General features: G+C 70.5%; 15 protein-coding genes. 13 read left to right on the top strand and 2 right to left on the bottom strand.

Translation table 11 applies throughout. From position 1 onward, the window contains the following. Nucleotides 1-68: 68 nt before the first annotated feature. The 13 genes from ABFG95_RS10500 to ABFG95_RS10440 all read left to right on the top strand — a co-directional run bounded on the left by ABFG95_RS10500 (nt 69) and on the right by ABFG95_RS10440 (nt 10,779). Nucleotides 69-443 carry a response regulator gene (locus ABFG95_RS10500; protein WP_235432695.1) on the top strand — a complete coding sequence of 125 codons (375 nt, stop codon included), beginning with the start codon at nt 69-71 and terminating at the stop codon, nt 441-443. Nucleotides 444-648: 205 nt separating this feature from the next. Then, nucleotides 649-1,194, top strand: coding sequence for a sigma-70 family RNA polymerase sigma factor (locus ABFG95_RS10495; RefSeq protein WP_049075999.1), 546 nt, complete (start codon nt 649-651; stop codon nt 1,192-1,194). Beyond that, a complete protein-coding gene (locus ABFG95_RS10490) occupies nt 1,191-1,862 on the top strand; it encodes an anti-sigma factor (protein WP_238907846.1) in 672 nt (223 codons plus the stop codon). Before ABFG95_RS10495 ends, ABFG95_RS10490 begins: the two co-directional genes overlap by 4 nt. Nucleotides 1,863-1,920: 58 nt before the next feature. Further along, nucleotides 1,921-2,820, top strand: coding sequence for an alpha/beta hydrolase (locus tag ABFG95_RS10485; RefSeq protein WP_348995827.1), 900 nt, complete (start codon nt 1,921-1,923; stop codon nt 2,818-2,820). Nucleotides 2,821-2,822: 2 nt separating this feature from the next. Further along, nucleotides 2,823-3,566 carry a hypothetical protein gene (locus tag ABFG95_RS10480; protein ID WP_059272528.1) on the top strand — a complete coding sequence of 248 codons (744 nt, stop codon included), beginning with the start codon at nt 2,823-2,825 and terminating at the stop codon, nt 3,564-3,566. Nucleotides 3,567-3,637: 71 nt separating this feature from the next. Continuing rightward, the gene (locus ABFG95_RS10475; RefSeq protein WP_348995826.1) at nt 3,638-4,567 is read left to right on the top strand and encodes an acyl-CoA desaturase; all 930 of its coding nucleotides are present in this window, start codon (nt 3,638-3,640) and stop codon (nt 4,565-4,567) included. A gap of 2 nt (nt 4,568-4,569) precedes the next feature. After that, nucleotides 4,570-5,835, top strand: a complete 1,266-nt coding sequence (locus ABFG95_RS10470) for an FAD-dependent oxidoreductase (protein WP_175144939.1) — start codon at nt 4,570-4,572, stop codon at nt 5,833-5,835. Continuing rightward, nucleotides 5,832-6,608 (top strand): DUF1365 domain-containing protein, encoded by a 777-nt coding sequence (locus tag ABFG95_RS10465; protein ID WP_054415171.1) that lies wholly within the window; start codon nt 5,832-5,834, stop codon nt 6,606-6,608. The genes ABFG95_RS10470 and ABFG95_RS10465 overlap by 4 nt, the downstream gene beginning before the upstream one ends. Continuing rightward, the gene (locus ABFG95_RS10460; RefSeq protein ID WP_049075989.1) at nt 6,605-7,879 is read left to right on the top strand and encodes a cyclopropane-fatty-acyl-phospholipid synthase family protein; all 1,275 of its coding nucleotides are present in this window, start codon (nt 6,605-6,607) and stop codon (nt 7,877-7,879) included. Before ABFG95_RS10465 ends, ABFG95_RS10460 begins: the two co-directional genes overlap by 4 nt. Next, nucleotides 7,876-8,391, top strand: a complete 516-nt coding sequence (locus tag ABFG95_RS10455) for a DUF2878 domain-containing protein (RefSeq protein WP_348995825.1) — start codon at nt 7,876-7,878, stop codon at nt 8,389-8,391. Before ABFG95_RS10460 ends, ABFG95_RS10455 begins: the two co-directional genes overlap by 4 nt. Continuing rightward, a complete protein-coding gene (locus ABFG95_RS10450; RefSeq protein ID WP_049075987.1) occupies nt 8,388-9,155 on the top strand; it encodes a DUF1295 domain-containing protein in 768 nt (255 codons plus the stop codon). Before ABFG95_RS10455 ends, ABFG95_RS10450 begins: the two co-directional genes overlap by 4 nt. 11 nt (nt 9,156-9,166) lie before the next feature. After that, entirely contained in the window at nt 9,167-10,249 is a 1,083-nt protein-coding gene (locus tag ABFG95_RS10445; protein ID WP_049075985.1) for a cyclopropane-fatty-acyl-phospholipid synthase family protein, read from the top strand. A gap of 11 nt (nt 10,250-10,260) precedes the next feature. After that, entirely contained in the window at nt 10,261-10,779 is a 519-nt protein-coding gene (locus ABFG95_RS10440) for a lipocalin family protein (RefSeq protein WP_054415177.1), read from the top strand. A gap of 21 nt (nt 10,780-10,800) precedes the next feature. Here ABFG95_RS10440 and ABFG95_RS10435 read toward each other — a convergent pair whose 3' ends face one another. Together ABFG95_RS10435 and ABFG95_RS10430 are read right to left on the bottom strand one after the other, a co-directional pair. Beyond that, nucleotides 10,801-11,715 carry a hypothetical protein gene (locus ABFG95_RS10435; RefSeq protein ID WP_348995824.1) on the bottom strand — a complete coding sequence of 305 codons (915 nt, stop codon included), beginning with the start codon at nt 11,713-11,715 and terminating at the stop codon, nt 10,801-10,803. Between the two features lie 18 nt (nt 11,716-11,733). Further along, complete coding sequence (locus ABFG95_RS10430) at nt 11,734-12,660, bottom strand: DMT family transporter (protein ID WP_059272522.1); 927 nt, start codon at nt 12,658-12,660, stop codon at nt 11,734-11,736. Nucleotides 12,661-12,866: the final 206 nt, after the last annotated feature.

The raw sequence follows: 12,866 nt of genomic DNA, 5'->3' as shown, positions 1-12,866 counted from the left end.
GCGCCTTCCCCCCGCTTTGCCTATTCGCCCGCGCCTCGGCTTGCGCCAAGGCCCCGGCCTGAACAACCATGACGAAAATCCTTTTGGTCGACGACCAGCCCACGCTGGTCGCCCTGATGAGCGAGTTCCTGAGCGGCGAAGGCTACGAGGTCGCGACGCACACGGACGGACTGACCGCGCTGCGGCAGATGCTGGAGCTGCGGCCTGACGTGGTCATTACCGACTTTTCCATGCCCGGCATGGACGGCGGCGCGCTGCTCACCGCCATGCGCGAGAACGCCTACCTGAGCGACACCCCCGTGCTGGTGCTGAGCGGTCGGCCCGAATCCGAACTCGAAGCGGCCTGCGCCGGCCGCGCCACGCTGCTGCGCAAGCCGGCCGAGCCGCAGGACGTGCTGCACGCCATCCGCAGCCTGCATCCGGCGCCGGCCCTGGCCGCGTAGGCGGGCCTGGGCCGAGCGACGCCGTTGCGCTGACCGGCTGGCCGCGCGCGCCTGGGGGCGCGCTGGCGGTTCGCGGCATGCCGGCGATGGCGCGCCGGCCGCACCATGCCTGCGGACTTGCCTGTATCATGCGCTCCAAGACATCCGTCCCCGAGCGCCGTTTCCCGTCGCGCGATCGCATAGCCAGTGACCTCGGATAGCCGCCATGCCCGACCCGCTTCGTCTGCAGGCTTTGATACAGGATTGTGCCCGCGGCCAGGAATCCGCGCTGGCCGAACTCTATCGACAGACCTCGCCGCATCTGTTTGCGCTTGCCGTACGTATATTGCGGCGAAGCGACTGGGCGGAGGAAGTCCTCCAGGACAGCTTCATCAATATCTGGCGCAATGCCGCCCGCTATTCTTCGGAGCAGAGCCAAGTCATGACCTGGATGACGCGCATCGTGCGCAACCGCTGCATCGACCTGTTGCGCAAGCCTGACCTGGAGCGCCCCGATGCCGATGGTGCCTTGACACTTGCCTGGGCCGACGACGCGCCCGGGCCGTTCGAACGGTTGCAGCGCGACCAGGACGGACAGCGCCTGGCCGACTGCCTGAAACAGCTCGACGGGCCGCAACGCACCGCCATCGCCCTGTCCTTCTTCGATGACCTCAGCCACAGCGAGATCGCCCGCCGCCTGCAGGCGCCGCTGGGCACGATCAAGAGCTGGGTGCGGCGCGGCATGGACCGGCTCAAGAGGTGCCTGTCATGAACTACAGCGATCCCGAGCTGCGCGCGCGGCTTGCCGCGGACTACGTGGCCGGCGCCATGCGCGGCGGCGCGCGCCGCCGTTTCGAGGGCCTGATGGCCGCCGATGCCAACCTGCGCCGCCAGGTGCGCGAATGGGAAGACGATATCTATCCCTTGCTGTGGTCGCTGCCCGCCCGGGTGCCGCCGCGCCGCGTCTGGCGCGCCATCGAATCGCGGCTCAAGCCCGGCGGCGCTCGCGGCTGGCAAGGGCTGGCCTTCTGGCGCGTGCTCAGCGGCGCGCTCGCGGCGGTGCTGGTGGCCGGGGTGGTGGTCTATCCCATGCAGGTCGACCGCGCCGCGCGCACCCAGTTGATGGCGGTGCTGCAAAGTCCGGAAGCCCAGGCGATGCTGGTGGTGCGCGCCGACGAGCGCGGCGGCCTGCACGTCCAGGCCTTGCAGGACCTGGCGTCGCGCGCCGGCGGCAAGGCGCTGGAACTCTGGGTGATCCCGCCGGGACAGGCGCCGCAGTCGGTCGGCCTGGTGGCGCCCGAGGGCTTGACGGCACTGCCGCGCGCCCAGGGCCTGGAGGGGGTGCAGACCCTGGCCATCACGCTGGAACCGCCGGGCGGGTCGCCTTCGGGCAAGCCCACCGGGCCGGTCATCATGAGCGGCGACGTGCTCAAGATCTGATCCGCATCCAAAGCGGGCCGGGCCGCGTATAGGGGGGTATTCCGTTGCGGAGTGCCCCATGTCTTCCTGGATCGCCGCCGGCCCGCGAGGCCTGCTTGCCATCATGGCCCTGGCCACGCTGGCCCTGGGCCTGCTGGCCGCCTGTTCGCCCTTGACGCTGCTGAACGGCGCGGTGCCCGACGACGCCAGCCGCGTCACGGCGGGCGTTGCCTATGGCCCGTTGCCGCGTCAGCGGCTGGACATCTACCGGCCGCCCGCCGTGACACGCGCGCCGGTGGTGGTGTTTTTCTACGGGGGCAGCTGGCGCAGCGGCGACCGCGCCGACTACCGGTTCGTGGGCGACGCGCTGGCGGCGCGCGGCATCGTGGCCGTCGTCGCCGACTACCGGCTCTACCCCGAAGCCGGCTACCCGGACTTCCTGCGCGATGCCGCCATGGCGGTGGCCTGGACACAGCAGCATATCGACGCCTATGGCGGCGATCCGGCGCGGGTCTTCGTTGCCGGCCACAGCGCCGGCGGCTACATCGCGGCCATGCTGGCGCTGGACGGCCGCTGGCTGGGCGGCGCCGGCTCCAGCCCGGCGACCCTGGCCGGCTGGATCGGCCTGGCCGGCCCCTATGACTTCCTGCCCATCGTGGCGCGCGACGTGCGCCCGGTGTTCGGCTATCCCGCCACGCCGGCCGACTCCCAACCCATTCATCACGCCAGCCTGCACGCGCCGCCCGGTCTGCTGCTGACCGGCGCCGCCGACACCACGGTCGACCCGCGCCGCAACAGTGTCGGCCTGGCGCAGGCCTTGCGGGAGGCGGGCGCGTGCGCGCGGCTGGTGCAGTACCCCGACCTGGGCCACAAGCTGCTGGTGGGCGCGCTGTCGCGGCCGCTGCGCTGGCGCGCGCCGGTGCTCGACGACCTGGGCGAGTTCGTGGCCCGGCCCTGTCCCGGCGGCCAAGGAGAATGACCATGCGACCGCTGCTTGCGCTTGTGCTGCTGGCGCCCCTGTGCGCCTGGTCCGCCAACCAGCACTACCTTGGCTACGCCTATGACAGCCGCGACGGCGCCGAGCGCTATCGCGAAGAACACTGGGTGGTGCGCGAAGGCGCCCGGCAGGAGCGCCTGGTGCTGTACCGCTGCCCGGGCGGCGCGGCGTTCGCGCGCAAATGGGTGCGCGGCGGGATCGACGACCCGGCGCCGGATTTCGCCCTGTATGACCAGCGCGACGGTTACCGCGAAGGGGTGGACACCCGCCAGGGGGGACGCACCGTTTACGTTCAGCCGCGCGCCGGCGCCGAGATGCAGAGCCGCAAGCTGCCGGAAGTGGACGACCCCGTGGTCGATGCCGGTTTCGACGCCTGGCTGCGCGCCCATTGGCAGCCGCCGGAAGCTTCGCCGCGCTTCCTGGTGCCCAGCCGGCTGGACTGGTTGCCATTGGCGGTGCAGGCGCGCGACGCCGCCGGCCAGGGCGAGCGCAGTTTCCGCCTGCGGCTGGACGCCTGGTACGGCTTTGCCGCGCCCACCTTGCGCGTGACCTACGACAGTGCCAGCCAGCGCCTGCTGCGGTTCGAGGGGCCCAGCAACCTGCGCGACGGCAACGGCGGCACGCAGACCGTGCGCATCGAATTCCCGGCCGATGCCATCCGGCCGCCGCCCTCGGCGCGCGACCTGGACGCGGCGGCGGCCACGCCGCTGGTGTCGCGTTGCGAGTAAGGGTTTTCACTTATGCATCCGGCGCCTCGCCGTGCCCGTATATCTCGACACGTTTCAAACAGGACACCATGATGCGTTCCGTTCTTACCGGCTGGACCGCTTCGATACGACGCTGGGTCGACACACAGGCGCAGGATGCGCCCGGCGGCGACCCCGATCGCATCGATTGGACCCGCGCCTTGCCTTTCGCCCTGTTGCACGCCGGCTGCCTGGGCGCGCTGTGGACCGGCGTGTCGCCGGTGGCGCTGGCGCTGGCGGGGGCGTTGTACGCCGTGCGCATGTTCGCCCTGACCGGCTTCTACCACCGTTACTTCTCGCACCGCGCCTTCCGCACCTCGCGCGCCATGCAGTGCCTGTTCGCCGTGCTGGGCGCATCGTGCGCGCAGCGCGGACCGCTGTGGTGGGCGGCCCATCATCGCCACCATCACCGCCATGCCGACGATGAGCAGGATCTGCATTCGCCGCGCCGCCACGGCTTCTGGTGGAGCCACATGGGCTGGTTCCTGACGCGCCGCGCCTTCGCCACCGACCTGGCGCGCGTGCCGGACCTGCGCGGCTACGCCGAACTGCGCTGGCTCGACCGCTTCGACGCGGCGGTGCCGCTGGCGCTGGCCTTGGGCTGCTACGGACTGGGCGCACTGCTGGAGCGCGTCGCGCCCGGCCTGGGCACGAACGGACCGCAGATGCTGGTCTGGGGCTTTTTCATTTCGACGGTGGCGCTGTTTCACGCCACCGTCACCATCAACTCGCTGGCGCACCGCTACGGCAATCGGCGCTACGACACCGCCGACGACAGCCGCAATAACGCCTGGCTGGCGCTGCTGACGTTCGGCGAGGGCTGGCACAACAACCATCATTTCTATCCGGGGTCGGCGCGGCAGGGCTTTCGCGCCCATGAGATCGACATCACCTGGTACGGCCTGCGCCTGCTGGCCGCCGCCGGCCTCATCTGGGACCTCAAGCCCGTGCCGGCCTGGGCGCTGGCCGCCGCCAAGGAGTGAACATGCGCATCGCCATCATCGGTTCGGGCATCGCGGGGCTGGTCTGCGCCTGGAAGCTGGGCCGCGACCATGACGTCACGCTGTACGAGGCCAACGACTACCTGGGCGGGCACACCCACACGCACACGGTCGAACAGGACGGCCGGTCCTATGCCGTGGACAGCGGTTTCATTGTTCACAACCCGCTCAACTACCCCCATTTCACGGCGTTGCTGGACGAACTGGGCGTGGCCTCGCAGCCCACCACCATGAGTTTCTCGGTGCACAAGCAGGCCGACGGGCTGGCCTACAACGCCACCTCGCTGGACGCGCTGTTCTGCCAGCGGCGCAACCTGTTGTCGCCGCGCTTTCTGGGCATGGTGCGCGACATCATGCGCTTCTACCGGGAATCGCCCGCGCTGTTGCGCGCGCCGGAGCCGGGCCCCGCGCTCGGCGAATACCTGGCGCAAAACCGCTACGGCGAGGCTTTCCGCAGCGACCACCTGATTCCGATGGCCTCGGCGCTGTGGTCGTCGCCGGCCTCGCGCATCCTGGAATTCCCGGCGCGCTACCTGGTGCAGTTCATGGCCAACCACCAGATGCTGCGGATCAGCGGCCGGCCGCAGTGGCGCGTGGTGCAGGGCGGATCGCGCCGCTATATCGACGCCATGCGCCAGCGCTGGACGGTGCGCGAGCGGCTGAACTGTGCCGTGCGCGCCGTCAGGCGCCAGCCGGCCGGCGTGCAGGTGATCACGCGCGACGGCCAGGAACACCATGACGAAGTGATCTTCGCCTGCCACAGCGACCAGGCGCTGGCGCTGCTGGCCGATGCGACGCCGCAGGAACGCCAGGTGCTCGGCGCCATCGCCTACCAGGACAACGACGTGGTGCTGCATACCGACGCTCGCCTGTTGCCGCGCCAGCGCAAGGCCTGGGCCGCGTGGAACGCCTACGTGCCGGCCGATCCCCAGGCGCCCTGTTCGGTCAGCTACTGCATGAATCTGCTGCAGGGGATCGCATCGCCCCGGCCCTTTATCGTGACACTGAACCGCGGCGATGCCATCGACCCGGCGCAGGTGCTGGCGCGCATGCGCTACCACCACCCCGTGTACACCCACGAAGCGGTGGCCGCGCAGGCGCGCCGCGCCGAGATCTCGGGCCGGCGGCGCACCTGGTACGTGGGCGCCTACTGGGGCTGGGGCTTTCATGAGGACGGCGTGGCCAGCGCATTGGACGTGGTGCGCGCCATGCTGGGACGGCCGCGGGTCTGGGCGCGGGAGGCGGCATGAACCTGCAGAGCGCCGTCTACGAGGGCCGGGTGACGCATCGGCGCCATCACCCGCATGCGCATGGCTTCGGCTATCGCATGGCGCAGCTCTACCTGGACCTGGACGAGATCGACCGGGTGTTCCAGGACCGTTGGCTGTGGTCGGTGGAGCGGCCCAACCTGGCGCAGTGGCGCCGTGCCGACTATCTGGATGCCGACGGCGGACTGCCGCTGGCGCAGGCGGTGCGGCAGCGCCTGCGGGCCCACCTGGGCGATGTGCCGGCCGGACCCATCCGCCTGCTGGCGCACCCGCGCTACGCCGGCTACGTCTTCAACCCGGTGAGCTTCTATTACTGCTACGACGCCGACGGCAGCACGCTGGCCGCGATCGTGGCGGAGATTACCAATACCCCGTGGAAGCAGCGCCATTGCGTGGTGCTGCCGGTCGCCAGCGCCGAACGCGAGGGCGATGCGCTGGCCTGGCGCTTCGACAAACGCTTTCACGTATCGCCCTTCATGCCGATGGACTGCGCCTATGACTGGCGCTTGACCGCGCCCGCCGACGACCTGCGCGTGCACATGCGCGTCAGCCGCCAGGGCGTGGCGCAGTTCGACGCGCGCCTGGATCTGCGGCGCCGCGAGCTCGACGGCGCGGCGCTGGCGCGCCTGCTGTGGCGCTATCCGCTGATGACGCTGCAGGTCATCGGCGCCATTCATTGGCAGGCGCTGCGCCTGTGGCTCAAGCGCAATCCCGTCTACGACCATCCCCGCACCCCCAACGGAGAACCCCGATGAAACCCATGACGCCCTCGGAACACGCCTCGATCGCGGCCAGCCGCCGCGCCGGATCGCTCGACCGCCTGCTGCGCCAGCGCCTGTTCGCCAGCCTGGGGGCGCTGGACCACGGCCAGTTGTTGATCGAAGACAGCCTGGGCAGCGTTACCCTGGGCCGCGGCGAGCCATGCGTGCGCCTGACCGTCAGCGACCTGGGCTTCTACCGGCTGGTGGCCGCGCAAGGCAGCGTCGGCGCGGGCGAGGCCTATGGCGACGGCCTGTGGCGCTGCGATGACCTGGTCGGGCTGGTGCGCCTGCTGGTGCGCAACCGCGACACGCTGGACGCCATGGAGTCGGGGCTGGCGCGGTTGGCCGGCTGGGCGCTGCGGCGCTGGCATGCCGGCAATCGCAATACGCGCGCGGGTAGCCGGCGCAACATCGCCGCCCACTACGACCTGGGCAACCCGTTCTTCGCGCTGTTCCTGTCCGACGACCTGATGTATTCCTCGGCGCTGTGGGCCGATGGCGACGACACGCTGGAAGCGGCGTCCCACCGCAAGCTGGAAACGATCTGCCGCAAACTGGAGTTGCGGCCGGCGGACCGCGTGGTGGAGATCGGCAGCGGCTGGGGCGGCTTCGCCATCCACGCCGCGCGCCACTACGGTTGTCATGTCACCACCGCGACGTTGTCGCGCGAGCAGCATGACCTGGCGATCGAGCGGGTGCGCGCCGCCGGGTTGCAGGACCGCGTCAGCGTCGTGCTGCGGGACTACCGCGACCTGCAGGGCCAATACGACAAACTGGTGTCGGTCGAGATGATCGAGGCGGTCGGCGCCAACTTCCTGGAAACCTATTTCGCCAAGGTCGCCAGCCTGCTCGAACCGGGCGGCCGCGCGCTGATCCAGGCCATCACCATCGAAGACCACCGCTACCGGCAGGCGCTGGCCTCGGTGGATTTCATCAAGCGCCATATCTTTCCGGGCAGCTTCATCCCGTCCATCGAGGCGATGCTGCGCGCCAAGACGCGCGCCTGCGACCTGGCGCTGGTGCATCTGGAGGACTTCGGCCTGTCGTACGCGCGCACGCTGCAGGCCTGGCGCGAGCGCTTCCTGGCGCGGCTGCCCGAGGCGCGGGCGCAAGGCTTCGACGCGCGTTTCTGCCGTCTGTGGGAGTTCTATCTGGCGTATTGCGAAGGCGGCTTTCGCGAACGATCCATCGGCGTCGCGCACCTGCTGTTGACGCATCCCCAGGCGCGCGCCACGGGCGCCCGCTGGGTGCGGGAGGGCGCATGATGCGCTTCTGGGCCAACCTGATCGGCTACCAGATCGTGTGGTTCAGCGCGGTGATCGGCGCCGGCCAAGGCCTGGCCTGGCCGGGCGTGGTTGCCGCCACGTTGTTCATCGCGGCGCAGTTGGCGGCGTCGGCGACGGCGCGCGCCGACCTGCGGCTGGCCGGCGGCGCCGTGTTGTGCGGCGTGGCGCTGGATGGCTCGCTGTCCGCGCTGGGCTGGGCGCGCTATGCCGCCGACGCGTGGCCCGCGCCGCTCTGGATCCTGGCGTTGTGGGCCGCGTTCGCGCTGACACTGAATCACTCGCTGGCCTACCTGCGGCCACGGCCATGGCTGGCCTGCGTGTTCGGCGCGGTGGGCGGGCCGCTGGCCTATTGGGGCGCCGCCCGCGGCTGGCAGCCGGTGCAATTCGAAGCGCCGGCCTGGCGCGCCACCGTTGCCCTGGCGGCGGGCTGGGCGCTGGCATTGCCCGCGCTGACGGCGGGCGCGCGGCGCTGGACCCGGGAGGCGCCATGACGGCCTGGCAACAATGGTCCTGCATCGCGGTCGCCATGGTCATCGCCATGGCGCTGGCCTGGCGCTGGCAGCGCCGCCGCGCCAACGCCGGCATCGTCGACGTGGTGTGGTCGCTGGGCATGGGCGCGGCGGCCTGGCTGATCGCCGCCACCGGCTCGGGCAGTCTGGCTGCCCGGCTGGCCCTGGCGCTGATGGCCGGCGTCTGGTCGCTGCGGCTGGCGTGGCACCTGTGGCGCCGTGTGCGCGCGGGCGAGGACGGCCGCTATCGCGCCCTGCGCGAGCACTGGCATGGCCACCAGGGCAAATTCTTCGGCCTGTTCATGTTCCAGGCGGGCCTGGTCATGCTGTTCTGCCTGCCGTTCCTGGCGGTGGGGGCCAGCCCGGCGCAAGGCGCGCCGGTCGCCCTGGGGCTGCTGATCTGGCTGGCGGCGCTGACGGGGGAGGTGATCGCCGACCGGCAGCTGGATCGCTTCCGCGACGATCCATCGCGCCGTGGCAAGACCTGCCGCCAGGGCTTGTGGCGTTTTTCGCGCCATCCCAACTACTTCTTCGAATGGTGCCACTGGTTCGGCTACGTGGCGCTGGCATGGGGCTCGCCGCTGGCGTGGCTAGCCTGGCTGGGGCCGCTGCTGATGTATGTGTTCCTGCGCTGGATCAGCGGCATTCCATTCACTGAGCAACAGGCGCTGCGCACGCGCGGAGATGACTACCGCGATTATCAACGCCGCACCAGCGCCTTCTTCCCGTGGTTTCCGAAATCCTGACGAGGCTCGCCATGACAACCGCTACTTTGCACGACACCCCGTTGGCCACCGACCGTCCCGCGCCGGGCCTGCTCGGCCTGGCCGAGCGCGGCCTGCTGCCCGACGCGCTGCTGCGCCTGGGCATGCGGCGCCTGTGCGCTCAGCGCCTGGCGCAGGAATATGCCGGCGGCATCGAGGCCTGGACCGAACGCGATCGCCAGCTCATCGCGGCGCTGCGCGCCAGCGCGGTTGCCATCCATACCGATGCGGCCAACGCCCAGCATTACGAATTGCCGACCGCGTTCTTCCAGCTTTGCCTGGGCGCCCGCATGAAATATTCGAGCTGCTATTACCCGACCGGCGGCGAAACCCTCGACCAGGCCGAAGCCGCCATGCTGCGCCTGTATGGCGAGCGCGCCGAGCTCGCCGATGGCCAGGACATCCTGGAGCTGGGTTGCGGCTGGGGGTCATTGACGCTATGGATGGCCGAACAATTTCCCAACGCGCGCATTACCGCGGTGTCGAACTCCGCCACCCAGCGCCAGCACATCGAGGCGCGCTGCCGCGAGCGCGGCTGGTCGCACGTGCGCGTGGTCACCAGCGACGTCAACGTCCTGTCGTTGCCCGCGGCCGCCTACGACCGCTGCGTCTCCGTGGAGATGTTCGAGCACATGCGCAACTACCAGGACCTGCTGGCGCGCATCGCTGGGTGGCTGCGGCCCGGCGGCAAGCTGTTCGTGCACATCTTCGCGCACCGCGAGCGCGCCTATCCGTTCGAGACCGAAGGGGCGGACAACTGGATGGGCCGGCATTTCTTCACCGGCGGCATCATGCCGTCGGCCCATACCCTGTTGCATTTCCAGCATGACCTGCGGCTGCAGGAGCGCTGGTTCCTTGACGGTACGCATTACGCCCGCACCGCCAACCACTGGCTTGCCAACCAGGACGCCCGCAGCGGGCAGGCGCGGGCAGTGCTGGCGCAGGCCTACGGCGCGCCCCTGGCCGGCCTGTGGCACCAGCGCTGGCGCATGTTCTGGATGGCGTGCGCCGAACTCTTCGGCTATGAAGACGGCCAGCAATGGGGCGTGGCGCACTACCGCTTCGAGCGGCCTTGAGGAGAAGCGCGATGTGGCGATCATTCTGCGCGGGCATCACCGCGATCCTGGCCGGTTGCGCGGCGCCTGCGCCCATGCCGCCGGTTGCCGCGGTCGACCTGGACCGCTTCATGGGCGACTGGTATGTCATCGCGCACATTCCCAGCTGGCCCGAGCGCAATGCCTATGACGCGGTGGAGAGCTACCGGCTGCTGCCCGACGGCCGGGTGCAGACCGACTTTCGCTATCGGGATGGCAGCTTCGATGCGCCCGTCGACACCATGCACCCGGTGGCGACCGTGCGGCCCGGCACCGGCAACGCGGTGTGGGGCATGCAGTTCATCTGGCCCATCAAGGCCGAATACGTCATCGCGTACCTGGACGAGGGCTACCAGACCACCATCATCGGCCGTTCCAAGCGCGATTACGTCTGGATCATGGCGCGGGTGCCGTGCCTGGACGACGCGGTCTATGCCGATCTGCTGCGCAGGGTGACGGCACTGGGCTACACGGAAAGCCCGCGCAAGGTGCCCCAGCGCTGCGACCGGTGATGCTGCCCGGGCCGGGCCGCTTTAGGCCTCGCAGGTCCAGCCGGCTGGCGCGTCGCCGTCGGTGAAGCGCACCGACGGCCAATAGCCCGCCATGAACCAGGTCGCGTCGCGCGGCGCCAGGTGCAGTACGTAGCCGCCATCGGGCGCGACCACCAGATCGGACGGCGCGAAGCCTTCCATGAAGGCGGCGGGCGCCTGTTCGGGATCACCGGCCTGGCGGCCGGCCTGCCACAGAAAGCGCAGCGCCGCATCGCGGCGCGCGGCCAGCGATTGGGCGATGACGCGGGCGCGCGCCAGCAATGTCGCCGCCTCGCGCGCATCCTCGGTCGGCAGCACCAGCCTGAGCCGGCCGCCGTCCGCCTGCGCGCAATCGAGCCAGCCCTCCCGCGCCGCCACGGCGTCGTGCGTGCAGGGCCGCAGCGCGATCTCCTCGACGCCGGCCGGCGCCGCGCCCGGGTCGGCCGGTGGCCCCAGTAGCGCCGCCGTCGCGCCACCGGCCATCATGTCCAGGAACAGCGCGTCCAGGCTCGCCGCCACAGGGGTGGTGTCCTCGAATTCCGGCTCGACGCCATGCACGATCCGTCCGCTCTCGCGGTCGATGGCCAGGAATTCGTAGTCGCCGTCGACGCTCAGGTAAATGGGCGCATGGCGTGTCCAGAAAGCCTGGACCGCTTGGCGTTCGACCGCGTCCAGCGCCGCGTCCAGGCTGATCTGGCGCAAGGCGTCCCAGGGGAAGTCGTCGCCGGCGTCGCCGGCGTAGTCCCTCGCGCTCAAGAACCAGCGCGTGCCGGCGGCGTTGGACAGCGCATCGAACATGGCCGAGAAAGGCGCATAGGCGCCGGCGAACGCCGGCGGCGCCGTGGCGGCGGTGGGCGCCGTCACCGTCCAGCCGCGCGCGGCGAGATGGTCGAGGAAGCGTCGGTATGGCGTGGGCATGGGGCTCCGTCAGGGTGGTCAGCGGCCGCGCGCCTCGGCCCGGCGCCGGCCGACATGCATGAGCGCCATGCCCGAGATCGCGAGGGCCGCGCCGATGAACAGGTTCGCCGGGGTGGCCTCGCCCAGCCAGAGGCTGGAGAACAGCACGCCGAAGACGGGCACCAGCGTGATGTAGCCGGAGGCCGCGCCGGCACCCAGCGCCTTCACGCCCTCGAAGTACCAGGCATAGGCAATCGCGGTTGCGCCGAACGCCAACGCCAGCAGGCTGCCCCAGGCGCTGGCGGGCGCCTGTCCCAGCTTTTCCCAGGCGGGCACGCCTTCCACCATCAGGCTGGTCAGCAACAGCATCAGCGCCCCGATCACGGTGGTGACCGTGGTGGTGGTCAGGGCGTCCACGCCCTTGAGCACCAGCCGCCCGACCAGGGTGTAGGCCACCCAGCACGCCACGCAGCCGAGCAGCAGCAGTTCGCCCAGGCCCACGCCGGCGCCGGTGGCGGCCTGCGGGCCGCCGCCGCCGATGGCGATATAGGCGCCGATGGCGGACAGGATCATGCCAGCCAGGATCGCGGCATTGAGATGTTCGCGGAACAGGATCGCCGCCAGCAGCAGGGTCGCGCCGGGGTTCAGCGTCACCACGATCGCGGCCTTGCCGGCCGGCACCAGCTGCAGGCTCAGCATGAAGAAACTGGAGTAGCCGAACACGCCGGCCAGCGCGGCGGCGGCCAGGCCGAGCCATTGGTGGCGCGTCAACGACTTCAGGCCGCGCAGCGCCGAGGCGCGGTGCATCCACAGCACCAGCGCCACGCTGGCGAACAGGAACCTAAGGCTGGCCGCGGCCAGCGGCGCCATCGATTGGGCCACGACCTTGCCCCAGGACCATGACGCGCCCCACAGGGCCGCCATGCCGACCAGTCGCAGGTGCGTGGCCATCAATGTATTTTTCATGTCTCGTTCTAAGTCTGGCGGCAGCCCTCGCGCACGGCGCGACAGGGCAAGGGGAGTACGTCGAAACGGCGGGGCCGAGTCGACCGCAGGCGGGATTTTAGCTGGCCGCCCGCCGGCCGTTTGAGTGCCCCAGCCCCTTGCCGCCTGGCGCGCCGTCGTGCCCGCGCGGGCCAGCGTGGCGGCAGGCTTCACGCCGCGCGCTCATT

The sequence above is a fragment of the Achromobacter sp. HNDS-1 genome, from assembly GCF_040084795.1.
GTDB lineage: Bacteria > Pseudomonadota > Gammaproteobacteria > Burkholderiales > Burkholderiaceae_B > Achromobacter > Achromobacter ruhlandii.
This window is presented reverse-complemented; position numbering and strand designations above follow the sequence as displayed.

What these genes read in the sequence shown, in the direction of transcription:
- ABFG95_RS10500 (WP_235432695.1), top strand. Translation starts at nt 69, where the DNA reads ATGACGAAAATCCTTTTGGTCGACGACCAGCCCACGCTGGTCGCCCTG.
- ABFG95_RS10495 (WP_049075999.1), top strand. Translation starts at nt 649, where the DNA reads ATGCCCGACCCGCTTCGTCTGCAGGCTTTGATACAGGATTGTGCCCGC.
- ABFG95_RS10490 (WP_238907846.1), top strand. Translation starts at nt 1,191, where the DNA reads ATGAACTACAGCGATCCCGAGCTGCGCGCGCGGCTTGCCGCGGACTAC.
- ABFG95_RS10485 (WP_348995827.1), top strand. Translation starts at nt 1,921, where the DNA reads ATGTCTTCCTGGATCGCCGCCGGCCCGCGAGGCCTGCTTGCCATCATG.
- ABFG95_RS10480 (WP_059272528.1), top strand. Translation starts at nt 2,823, where the DNA reads ATGCGACCGCTGCTTGCGCTTGTGCTGCTGGCGCCCCTGTGCGCCTGG.
- ABFG95_RS10475 (WP_348995826.1), top strand. Translation starts at nt 3,638, where the DNA reads ATGCGTTCCGTTCTTACCGGCTGGACCGCTTCGATACGACGCTGGGTC.
- ABFG95_RS10470 (WP_175144939.1), top strand. Translation starts at nt 4,570, where the DNA reads ATGCGCATCGCCATCATCGGTTCGGGCATCGCGGGGCTGGTCTGCGCC.
- ABFG95_RS10465 (WP_054415171.1), top strand. Translation starts at nt 5,832, where the DNA reads ATGAACCTGCAGAGCGCCGTCTACGAGGGCCGGGTGACGCATCGGCGC.
- ABFG95_RS10460 (WP_049075989.1), top strand. Translation starts at nt 6,605, where the DNA reads ATGAAACCCATGACGCCCTCGGAACACGCCTCGATCGCGGCCAGCCGC.
- ABFG95_RS10455 (WP_348995825.1), top strand. Translation starts at nt 7,876, where the DNA reads ATGATGCGCTTCTGGGCCAACCTGATCGGCTACCAGATCGTGTGGTTC.
- ABFG95_RS10450 (WP_049075987.1), top strand. Translation starts at nt 8,388, where the DNA reads ATGACGGCCTGGCAACAATGGTCCTGCATCGCGGTCGCCATGGTCATC.
- ABFG95_RS10445 (WP_049075985.1), top strand. Translation starts at nt 9,167, where the DNA reads ATGACAACCGCTACTTTGCACGACACCCCGTTGGCCACCGACCGTCCC.
- ABFG95_RS10440 (WP_054415177.1), top strand. Translation starts at nt 10,261, where the DNA reads ATGTGGCGATCATTCTGCGCGGGCATCACCGCGATCCTGGCCGGTTGC.
- ABFG95_RS10435 (WP_348995824.1), bottom strand. Translation starts at nt 11,715, where the DNA reads ATGCCCACGCCATACCGACGCTTCCTCGACCATCTCGCCGCGCGCGGC.
- ABFG95_RS10430 (WP_059272522.1), bottom strand. Translation starts at nt 12,660, where the DNA reads ATGAAAAATACATTGATGGCCACGCACCTGCGACTGGTCGGCATGGCG.